Annotated in this window: 8 protein-coding genes and 3 pseudogenes; 10 read left to right on the top strand and 1 reads right to left on the bottom strand. The window is 49.0% G+C overall.

Annotation, left to right across the window (positions count from 1 at the left end):
- Window positions 1-188: 188 nt before the first annotated feature.
- From M2407_RS26050 to M2407_RS26020, 7 genes and pseudogenes are all read left to right on the top strand, one after another.
- Window positions 189-1,033 (top strand): IS5 family transposase gene (locus M2407_RS26050; protein WP_259220252.1). Its coding sequence is split into 2 segments (ribosomal slippage): window positions 189-534 and window positions 534-1,033, totalling 846 coding nucleotides; the frame shifts between segments, so codons are not numbered across the junction.
- 202 nt (window positions 1,034-1,235) lie between these two features.
- Window positions 1,236-1,511, top strand: a complete 276-nt coding sequence (locus tag M2407_RS26045) for a hypothetical protein (RefSeq protein WP_259220251.1) — start codon at window positions 1,236-1,238, stop codon at window positions 1,509-1,511.
- A 725-nt stretch (window positions 1,512-2,236) separates the two neighbouring features.
- Window positions 2,237-5,671, top strand: coding sequence for an autotransporter outer membrane beta-barrel domain-containing protein (locus M2407_RS26040; RefSeq protein ID WP_259220250.1), 3,435 nt, complete (start codon window positions 2,237-2,239; stop codon window positions 5,669-5,671).
- 163 nt (window positions 5,672-5,834) lie between these two features.
- Window positions 5,835-6,203 (top strand): hypothetical protein, encoded by a 369-nt coding sequence (locus M2407_RS26035; RefSeq protein WP_259220249.1) that lies wholly within the window; start codon window positions 5,835-5,837, stop codon window positions 6,201-6,203.
- Window positions 6,204-6,339: 136 nt separating this feature from the next.
- Window positions 6,340-7,017 carry a lysozyme inhibitor LprI family protein gene (locus M2407_RS26030; protein ID WP_259220248.1) on the top strand — a complete coding sequence of 226 codons (678 nt, stop codon included), beginning with the start codon at window positions 6,340-6,342 and terminating at the stop codon, window positions 7,015-7,017.
- Between the two features lie 112 nt (window positions 7,018-7,129).
- A complete protein-coding gene (locus M2407_RS26025) occupies window positions 7,130-7,744 on the top strand; it encodes a hypothetical protein (RefSeq protein WP_259220246.1) in 615 nt (204 codons plus the stop codon).
- A gap of 104 nt (window positions 7,745-7,848) precedes the next feature.
- Window positions 7,849-8,013: pseudogene (locus tag M2407_RS26020) on the top strand (IS6 family transposase); the annotation flags it as partial.
- A gap of 29 nt (window positions 8,014-8,042) precedes the next feature.
- On the opposite strand, the pseudogene M2407_RS26015 reads toward M2407_RS26020, so the two are convergent.
- A pseudogene (locus M2407_RS26015) lies at window positions 8,043-8,659 on the bottom strand (IS3 family transposase); the annotation flags it as partial.
- Window positions 8,660-8,828: 169 nt separating this feature from the next.
- Between M2407_RS26015 and M2407_RS26010 the strand changes: the two are divergent.
- From M2407_RS26010 to M2407_RS26000, 3 genes and pseudogenes are all read left to right on the top strand, one after another.
- Complete coding sequence (locus tag M2407_RS26010; protein WP_259220245.1) at window positions 8,829-9,011, top strand: hypothetical protein; 183 nt, start codon at window positions 8,829-8,831, stop codon at window positions 9,009-9,011.
- The gene (tnpB, locus tag M2407_RS26005; protein ID WP_259220244.1) at window positions 9,008-9,355 is read left to right on the top strand and encodes an IS66 family insertion sequence element accessory protein TnpB; all 348 of its coding nucleotides are present in this window, start codon (window positions 9,008-9,010) and stop codon (window positions 9,353-9,355) included. The genes M2407_RS26010 and tnpB overlap by 4 nt, the downstream gene beginning before the upstream one ends.
- A 19-nt stretch (window positions 9,356-9,374) precedes the next feature.
- A pseudogene (locus M2407_RS26000) lies at window positions 9,375-10,073 on the top strand (IS66 family transposase zinc-finger binding domain-containing protein); the annotation flags it as partial.
- Between the last annotated feature and the right edge of the window lie 76 nt (window positions 10,074-10,149).

Here is a 10,149-nt window from a genome sequence, read left to right as displayed (position 1 = left end):
CCGGCAACCAAACGGTGCTTGACAGGCTCCAGGGATCGCGTGTTTCAAGACTGATGGTGGCGAGTAAGAAGTAAACTGCGATAAATATCAGCCAATGTAACAAGCCGTAATGACGTGAAATACGCCTAGGCTGAGTCCCTTAATCATCTGAGCTATAATAACTGCCTGTTTCCACAGCATATTGAACTATGGCTCGCTACGACATTCCTGATGAAGCATGGGCTATCATCCAGCCCTTACTCCCTGCAGTGCCTGCATCTCCACGGGCCGGACGCCCATGGGCAGAACATCGTATGATCATCAATGGCATGTTCTGGGTCCTGTGCTCAGGTGCACCATGGCGTGATTTACCTGAGCGATACGGCCCATGGAAGACCGTTTACAACCGCTTTAACAGATGGTCAAAGTCTGGACTGATTAACATCATTTTCAACAGGTTACTCTCACTACTTGATGCGAATGGCCTCGTTGACTGGTCTGCCACAGCGCTGGATGGCAGTAATATCCGGGCGCTGAAATGTGCCGCCGGGGCTCAAAAAAACATCCCAATATCGCCGGAGATAATGGGCTGGGTCGCTCTCGCGGTGGTTTTGGCACCAAGATCCATCTGGCAACGGACGGAAGCGGCCTCCCGTTAAATATCGTGCTGAGTCCCGGACAGGCCCATGAAAGCCAGTTCGCGCAACGACTCCTGGACGGCATTGGGGTTCAGCGTAATAACGGCAGCATGAAACGCCGTGGGCATGCGGTACTGGCCGACAAAGCGTACTCCGGACACGTATTGCGCAACGAGCTGAAAAATAACGGCATAAAAGCAGTCATCCCCCGAAAATCAAATGAGAAAATGGCATCGGATGGACGTTCAAAGCTTGATCGTACTGCGTACCGCAATCGGAACGTCGTTGAGCGGTGTTTTGGGCGTCTGAAGGAATACCGTCGCATCGCTACGCGTTACGACAAAACAGCGAGGAATTATCTGGCAATGGTGAAACTGGGCTGCATCCGCCTGTTTTACAGAAGGTTATGCAATTAAGGGACACAGCCTAGTATCCATGTCTATCTCCCTTGTTGCCTTTACGGTAAATCTTAACAGTCACTCTTTAGGTTTAGCTATGACTTTCTTTTCTGACTAGTCAGATATCGGTCGTTTAAACGGGCATATATACTTCATGTCAAGTTGAGGCATAGCGCCGAATCATGAATATCCGTTGATCACTTTTGAGGTTTTATCAACCATGAAAAATATACAATTGTTCGGTAGCATCGTATTGGTATTTGCAATAGCCATGGTACTTTTTTTCTTTTTGAGCTCTGTTGGCAATAAAGCCCGTGTTGTCGAACCGGAGTTCGTGGTGAAAGAGGGGACGGTGTTGTTTTCCCTGAATGCGAGCATGCAGCAAAACCGCCAACTTGACGTTCAATACCAACATGCCAAAGGCTTATTGAGTCAGGTCGATGATAAATTACTAAACAGCATGAAATACAAGAAAGTAGACAGTTTTTTCTCTTAAGCTGGGTTGATATTTCCCCTTTTTATTAACAATAATAGCTATCTTTCTTGCGAAAGAGTATTTCCTTAATGGGCGAATATGATTTAAATCGCATGCGGCTTCCCCATTTATAATATCACTCTGATTTCGGTAGGATGCGTGTTTTTACGTTTTAAAAGCCTGTCGGTGGTTGGTTTTTAATGGCTATTGATGGGGGGGCGCGAAGTCTGGTGAGCTCGAACTGCTCTGAACGTGAAGAAAGAGAAAAGTGACATAAGCCGCTATATGCTATCAATAATGAACAGAAGGGCGTGACCTCCAGCAGTAAAAATACTCTTCGCCAGGCTGAGGTTCAGGTGAATACATCACCTAATTTCGGTTTTCTCAAAAGAATAATGCATCAGGGAAAGTTTATAAAACCGGGGAATGGTTCGTGCGAATGTTTTTGATTGTATTGGAGTCTTCTGCCATCGGACTGTCGGCACAGTGATTTCGGTCGAGATCTTCTGACTTGCCTCGTCGTGAGGGGAATGTCTACGGAGGCAGGGCGGTTCACGGATAACAGTGCTGCATCAAGTTTTGAGTACTGATTAATAATGAAATATTTTATTTTTTATTTAAGTTATGGACATTTACCATTCATTGGCTACAGTTCCGAATGAACAAATGGAAATTATAAAAACAGATTTAATTGATTATCTTTTACAGCAATCATCCATAGGTCAATAACTGTTTGGGGCAAGGATATGGTAAATAAAATCAGTTCGTTAGCAATTTATACAAGCATTGCACTATTTCAGGCTAATATCTATTCCTTCGCTGCGCAAAGCCCGATAAGTATCCCCCTTGGTCACCTTCGAGACCGCCTGACCATCAATGTGGGGGTCAATGGCGGCCCGGCACAAAAATACGTTTTTGATACAGGGTCAGATCAGTTCAACGCCGCGCTGGGTCAACAGGATACTTCTCGTTTACCGAACATGAATCAGGCATACGATTATCTCTATGGTAACGATAGTTGGGGGGGCTACTGGTTACAACGCAAGCAGGTAACAAGCCTGACCTATTACACGTCAGACGATAACCCAACGCCGGTCGTCACACCTGATAGCAATAATAAGGGGTATGTGATTGGCCAGGTAGAGCATTTTTTAAGCGACAAACCCGTTCCAAAGGAACAACTCCCCTTTAAAAAATTGGGCGATAAGTTCTACTATATAGATTTGGCCGCGGAGAAAGCCCTCAACGCAGGAAGGCCTATCGAAGAGGATTACTTTTACGGCACCTTTGGCGTTGGGGATTTTCTTTTTAAGGATGCAAAAGACAATCCTAATGGTGGCAGCCCCTTTGCCACTGTTACTTCAACAGGTTTTATTGTCGCGGGTAATGACAATTCGGGCGAAAATGGCAAAACGCTTTCGCCAGGTTGCGCGCCTTGTAGCATCCTTCATTTAACCCCCAGTCTGCGGGCGCAGTTCGACACCCTGGTCCCCTGGGCACCGACGCGTGACGAAGGCGATATTACCCAATTTCCCAATTCAGGCGCGCCTGCGTCATCACAGCATGAAGGGCGGTTTAAATATGCCTTCACGCTAAATATTAATGGGAAAGAAAGCACGATTGAGCTTCCCGGTGACACATTGAGTGGCGCCATCTTGTTCGACACGGGCAATCCCTCGCATATCACTATAGACAGCCAAAAACTCGGGGATATTTTAGAGAAAAAGGGGGTGAAGTTTAGCGGAGACGAGGCCAAAACAGCCAGGATTGTGAACTTGACACTCCAGCCGGTTGACGTCAATGGCCAAAAAGTGGGAAGCGGACTCCTTCTGACAGAGAATAGTGATAAGGACCGATTGGTCATCGATAAAGATGGCAGTGATAAAAAAACCTGGAACATGACTCTGGGGATTGGTTTTTTCCGTAAATATGCAGTGATGTATGATTTGCAAAACCAGCTCACGGCCTTTAGTCCCTTTTTTATCAGTGCGGATAACTTTTCCACTGATGCCGATGGTCGCGAGGTGCAACTTAATCGGATAACAAAGCAAATGGGTAACTTAATGCCTGCCCTTGCGGGGGACCCTTCCGTCGATGCCAGCGGCAAAAAAGGTTTTCTGGGACTGGCGGGGACTATCTCAGGCAACGGTCCCCTGACGCTGATGTCGGATGTGGTGGTTAATATGACCGGCGTAAATACCTATACCGGGGCGACTCATATCAATAAAGGCGCCGTATTGTACCTCACTGGGCCTGGGAATATTGCCCGCTCATCCCGGGTGGAGAACAACGGGTGGTTCGATATTGCTGAACATGGCAGTTACTATTCTGAGTGGCAAGTGCCGGATGGCATGAATGATGCCACTATCCGCAGCTTAAGCGGCAACGGTGTGGTTACGCTGGGTAACAGAACGCTGATTTTGAGCCAGGCTCGGGATAATTTCTCGGGGCGTATCACTGACGTGGTGCTCGGGGATAACGTCGGGACACACTATAAGGGCGGTGTGACCATTTCCGGCGGCAGTCAGACGCTCAGTGGTGACAGTGACTATACCGGGCAGACGATGATTGCCAGGGGAGCCGCATTGCATTTGGCGGGCACCGGCTCACTGGTGAGTGATGTTGTGGCCGATGGGGCATTCATCGCTGACGGTAAGGCTACCGGGGCGGTCGCGGTGGGTGACGGAGGACTGGTTGGCGGTAACGGGAGAATTGGTGCGTTGGCAGCCCACAATGGGGGGACGGTTTCGCCAGGAAACTCCATTGGCACGCTGACGATAGACAATAATCTGACACTGGAAACGGGTTCCCGTTATCTGGCTGAGGTGGAGGCCGGGCGTAGCGATTTGCTGCAGGTAAATGGCCAGGCGACGCTGAACGGGGGGGAGATTAGCGTTGTGCCGGGGGCGGGGCGTAACCTGTTAGCGACGACTGATGTTACCAGCAATATTCTTGCCCAGCGCTACACCGTGCTCAACGCCGGTCAAGGTGTCACCGGGCAATTTGGCTCTGCGCGTGCCGGATTGTTTTTAACTCCTGATGTACTTTATCAGCCAAATAGCGTCACTCTGGGTTTGCAACGCAACACCACTCGTTTTGCGGAGGTGGCAAATACACCAAATCAACGTAACCTCGCTACCGCGATTGAGCACCTCCCGGTTAACCATTCGGTTTATCAGAGCTTGTTGGTTGCCCCTTCTGTTGAACAAGCGCGTCAGGCTTACCGCCAGCTCTCGGGACAAGTGCATGCGGATATCGCCTCCGCCTCGGTGAATAACAGCCGCTACGTACGCGATACGCTGAATGGCCGGCTGCGACAGGCTCAGGGGGCAACGGACAGTGGTGAAATAAAACAGGACGAACAGGGAGCCTGGGTCAGCTTACTGGGCAACTGGGCTCATGCCAGCGGTAATGACAATGCGGCGGGTTTTCATGACTCAACTTTCGGGGTCTTGCTCGGTGCTGACAGCGAACTGGCCAATAAATGGCGACTGGGTCTGGCCACGGGCTATACCCGCACCTCATTGCACGGTAACAGCGCATCGGCGGACAGTGACAACTACCACCTGGCGTTCTATACCGGAAAATCCTATGACAATCTGAACCTGCGCGCCGGTACGGCATATACATGGCATCGGATTGAAACGTCGCGCAGCGTGGGGTATTACGGGCAATCAAGCAGCGATAAAGCACATTATGGCGCTGGCACCGGACAAGTATTTGCTGAAGCGGGATACCGTCTGAACTCTGCCTGGGTCAACATGGAGCCTTTTGCCAACCTGGCTTGGGTGAATTATAAAAGCAATGGCTTTAATGAACACGGCGGAGCCAGTGCGTTGAGTGGGGAGAGCCAAAGCACGAGTGCGACGCTGTCTACGCTTGGGTTACGCGCGGACAAACGCTGGAGCATGGGTAAAGAGCATGCTGTGACGCTGCGGGGGGAGATGGGCTGGCAACATCAATATAATCACCCTGAACGCGAGGTGGGTTTGCGTTTTGCCGGCAGTGACGCGACCTTCAACACGGCCACCGTCGCGGCCTCCAGGGATGGGATGGTGATGAAGGCAGGCGCGCAAGTCAATGTGGGGGAAACTATCGATGTATCGCTAAGCTATACCGGCCTGTTATCAGAAAACTACCAGGACAACGGAGTTACGGCGGGGATTCAGTGGCGATTCTGATGGCGGTTATTCCCTGATGCGCTGCCGGAGTAAAACAGCCATGCGACAGGATCTGTTTGTGATGGCAGGGGACGCATACTGCGTGCGGAGTATTATGCCCGTGGGCATCAGGTTCTGGCGATAAGACATTTAACTTTATGACGACGCTGCTTTGTGATGAAAAGTGGCTATTAAAAACCGTGAGGAAAATATGAAAAGTGAATGCAAACGACACAGTGTGGTTGCTTTGGTTATCTTTTTATTTAGCATTCTGGTGCTTCAGGGGTGTGTTAATCAGGATCCACGTGTTGCTGCTGCCGTTGAAGATAAACCCTTTTATAGCTGGTTCAATAAGCTCGTCAGTCAGATAGAAAAAGACCCAACGTACAAACGGATCCCCATTGACACGACGGCGCAATCAAACGAATTCCTTGTTTTATTGCATGACACTTATCGGCACAGGGTAACAAAAGAGGAGTTTTCTCAGCGTATCAACGCGCAATACCCGAACCACCAATATGAAACGGCTTTTATCGTCGCCAGATTTCCTTAAGGGTTAGTGTGGTGAAGGGCAAGCGAGGTGAAGTGGACGGTTCTCAAGGCATCATCAATAACGATGATGCCTTATCTTAATTATCACTCCTTTTCGGGCTCGCCGAAAAGGAGACGGTAAAAAGGAAATGTATACCATGAATTATCCCTTGGGTTTTGGTCTGGCACTGTTAACACTGTCTGTTTCTTCTTTTGCCTTCGCGCAGGAGGAGCCCAGTTTTGACTGTGCAAAAGCAAGGACGCATGTCGAAAAGGTGCTTTGTTCTGGCGGTAACTCCGGAATGGGGGATTTAGATAACACCATGGCCAACCTTTATAAGGCCCTCAGTCAATCACCCGGTGTCGATGTCGTTGCATTGAAAACGAGTCAGCAGGCCTGGCTTGCAAAACGAAATAAATGCAAAGGTTCAGACATTAAAGTGGCGAATTGTCTCCTCGGTAGCTATCGGGCCCGCTATATCGAGCTCAGTGCCAGTTATGATTACCAACATGTGACGGGGACCTTCTCTAATAATTTCGGGATTATCGAGAGCGTGTTATTTCCCGCCGGAAAACTGGCCGTTAACATAGACACTAGTGTTGGTGAACCCTCTTATAATTCTTGCTCGGTCACTTTTGTTGCACCACTGAAAGGGGCGTCCGTTCAACATACGTTTACTGCTGAAGAGACCGGGGGGGATGAGAAATGTACGGTAAACATGAATGTCACAGGCTCTCAAATTGACGTCTCTTCGGTTGGGGAGTGTAGAGCCTTCTGCGGAAACTCCGCAACCTTTGATGGTACGTACAAAAAAATAATAAAGGTATCGTATTAATCAATGTTGCTCTAGTTATGTACCGTTGTAATCCTGGTTGATGAGAGGGGGGGAGTAAGGTTTTAGAGTGAATAGCCCATTGTGTTATTATTATTTATGGTGAGGTGTTATTATGATTAAGTTAGATTTAAACTATATTCAGAAGTGTTTTATCTCAGTGTTTCTTATCGCCATTTCATTTACATCCTACTCGAAAGAGTCAGGTGAAAACGAGCTTTTCATTCTGCATCCCTGGGAGGCGACTTGCCATCAAGATAGATGTGTGATGGATGCGACGATATTGAGGGGGGAGCAGGGTGCCAAGGCCGACCAGGATAATCCCAATGAATACATCTGGATGGGGATGAAACTTAAACGAGGTGACGCTCCCCTTCAGTTAATTACTATCTCGGTAGATCCCGATTCACAGTGTGATAGTGGTTTGTTTATTGCATTTACCGATACGGCAAAGAACGGTGATTTTTTGAATATGAAAATGGACAATGACGGTGCCATCCCAATTAAATTTACCCGGTGTGACTCAAAGTCACATTTGGCCGAAATACCTTTTGGGATAGTGAAGTCAGACAAGGGGGATATTCACCTGCTCGATAAATTCAACGTGTCGAGTACCGCCATCATACTGTATGTGAAAGAGGGGAAAGCTTATCGGACTATGGTTGACCTGGCGGGATTCAAGATAAAATACAGAGAAGTAAAAAGTATTTTAAATACACCTTCCAAATAAGATTCGAAGCACTGTTGCAACTAGCTGAGGGTGGTAAACTTACAGCTACTTTTTACTGAGAGCAGTCTATGGATCCATTCAAAGGCTGACATTTTCAGAGAGAAATCATCCTGTGGGTGGAACGCTGGTGCTGCAAATGCGGCATCAGCTACCGCGAGCTGCATGAGATGTTGGCAGAATGTGGTATCAGGGGTGACCATTCCACTATTTACCCTGGGGTACAGTGTTATGCACCGAAAGTGGAAAGGTGGCGGTACTGGGGTAATCCCCCCATTTTTAACGGAGGTGATAAGTAGAATCAGACCATGCGTTGACTATGCTGCATTGGCGTGAAGCCATTTAACGCCATATTCGGTCGTTCGTGATTATAAAATCATTGCCATCGCGTGGCATAGTCCTGCAATTCGATCAAGGATGAAAACAGGTACTGACCCAGCCAGTCATAACGCACCGTCCGGTTATAGCGCTCAATATAAGCATTCTGCTGAGGTTTGCCTGGCTGAATAAAATGGAGGGTTATATTCTGCCTCGCTGCCCATGATGTCAGTATCTTTTCTGTATATTCTGGACCATTGTCACACCGAATGGCGACAGGTTTCCCCTTCCATTCAATGAGTTGCCCAGGGTTCTGACGACACGACTTGCCGGCAGGGAAAAATCCACATCAATGGCCAGTGCCTCACGATTAAAGTCATCGATGACATTCAGTAAACGGATTGAACGACCATCTGATAATTGATCATGCATGAAGTCCATTGACCAGCATTCGTTGCTGCTTTCAGGCACCGTCAGCGGTTCAGGTTTATCCCGTTTCAGTCGTTTTTTCGGCTTTATTCGCTTGTTCAGCGACAGCTCGCAGTAAATTCGGTATACCCTTTTATGGTTGAACCGGAAGCCTTTGACGTTACGCAGATAGGGGCCAGTTTGGATATAGTGAATTATTGTACGGTAAGCCTGTTCAAAAAACAGGCTTATCTATAGCAATAGGGTATAGACATCAAAATCCTGACGCAATATGACCAGGTGAACGAGTCAAACCATCGAACGCCACTGTTTAAAGGGAGTTAAAGGGAGTTAAAGGGTCATGGATGAGAAAAACTTGAATATTGTCGATCTATCTCACCTGTCTGCACTACAAATCAAGGCAGCACGTGAGTTCACTGATTTTGCACTGGAGCTTCCCTGCGGAATACTTCGCATCCGGGGTGAGTTGACTCCCGAACTTCTGCGAATACTTATCGGCGAAATGAAGGCGGGTGCACAATGAGCATGTTGCCGGCAGGGACACGCATCTGGATCGTGGCCGGGATCACCGACATGCGCAACGGGTTCAACGGTTTGGCCTCAAAGGTGCAGAATGCACTGAACGATAATCCGTTCTCCGGGCAGGTCTTCATCTTCCGCGGTCGTCGGGGTGATATGCTCAAGGTGCTGTGGGCTGATGCCGATGGCCTGTGCCTGTTCACCAAACGGCTTGAGCGTGGGGGCTTCGTATGGCCGGTGACCCGTGAGGGTAAAGTCCACCTGACACCTGCTCAGTTGTCCATGCTGCTTGAGGGCATAAACTGGAAACATCCACAGCGGATGGAACGACCTGGTATACGGATATAACCTGCTGTAAAGTGAGGGAATGGATACATCATTCCCTGATGATATCGCCCGGTTGAAAGCGCTACTGCGCGAGCAGATGGCGGCTAATAGGATACTGGCAGAAAACAATCTCCTGCTGTCTCAGCGGGTGGCATCTTACGCCACCGAAATTAACCGGCTGAAAGCACTGGTGGTGAAACTGCAACGTATGCAGTTCGGCCAGCGCTCAGAAAAAATGCGGCAGAAGGCCGAACGGCAGATACATGAAGCGCAGGAGTGTATCAGTCATCTGCAGGAAGAAATGGCCGACATTCTGGGTGGACAACCTGACCCGGCACTTCCTTCGGCGCTGCGGCAGTCATCGTCACGAAAACCCTTACCTGCCACTCTGCCCCGCGAAATACAAACCATCCTACCGGCAGAAAAAAGCTGTCCTGAATGCGGTGGGAAACTGCATGCACTGGGTTGTGATATCTCGGAACAACTAGAGATCATCAGCAGCGCCTTTAAAGTTATCGAAACCCAACGCCCCAAGCAGGCCTGCGGCCAGTGTGACTGCATAGTCCAGTATCCCATGCCGTCAAAACCCATCGAACGCAGTTATGCCGGACCTGGTCTGCTGGCGCGGATCGTCACGGCAAAGTTCGCAGAGCACACGCCGCTGTACCGCCAGTCGGAGATATACAACCGACAGGGTGTGGTACTCAGTCGCGGTACACTCGGTGCGTGTCAAGGTAGTTGTCGCCTCAGTTGATTCAAGCAGCCAGGGTTTCCCGCTCCCGATTCAACCATGTTTCATTCTGCCATTTCCAGTT

This window comes from Serratia sp. BIGb0234 (assembly GCF_024809915.1).
Lineage (GTDB): Bacteria > Pseudomonadota > Gammaproteobacteria > Enterobacterales > Enterobacteriaceae > Serratia > Serratia liquefaciens.
Note: the sequence above shows the minus strand (reverse complement) of the source record. Positions and strands in the feature narration are given on the sequence as shown.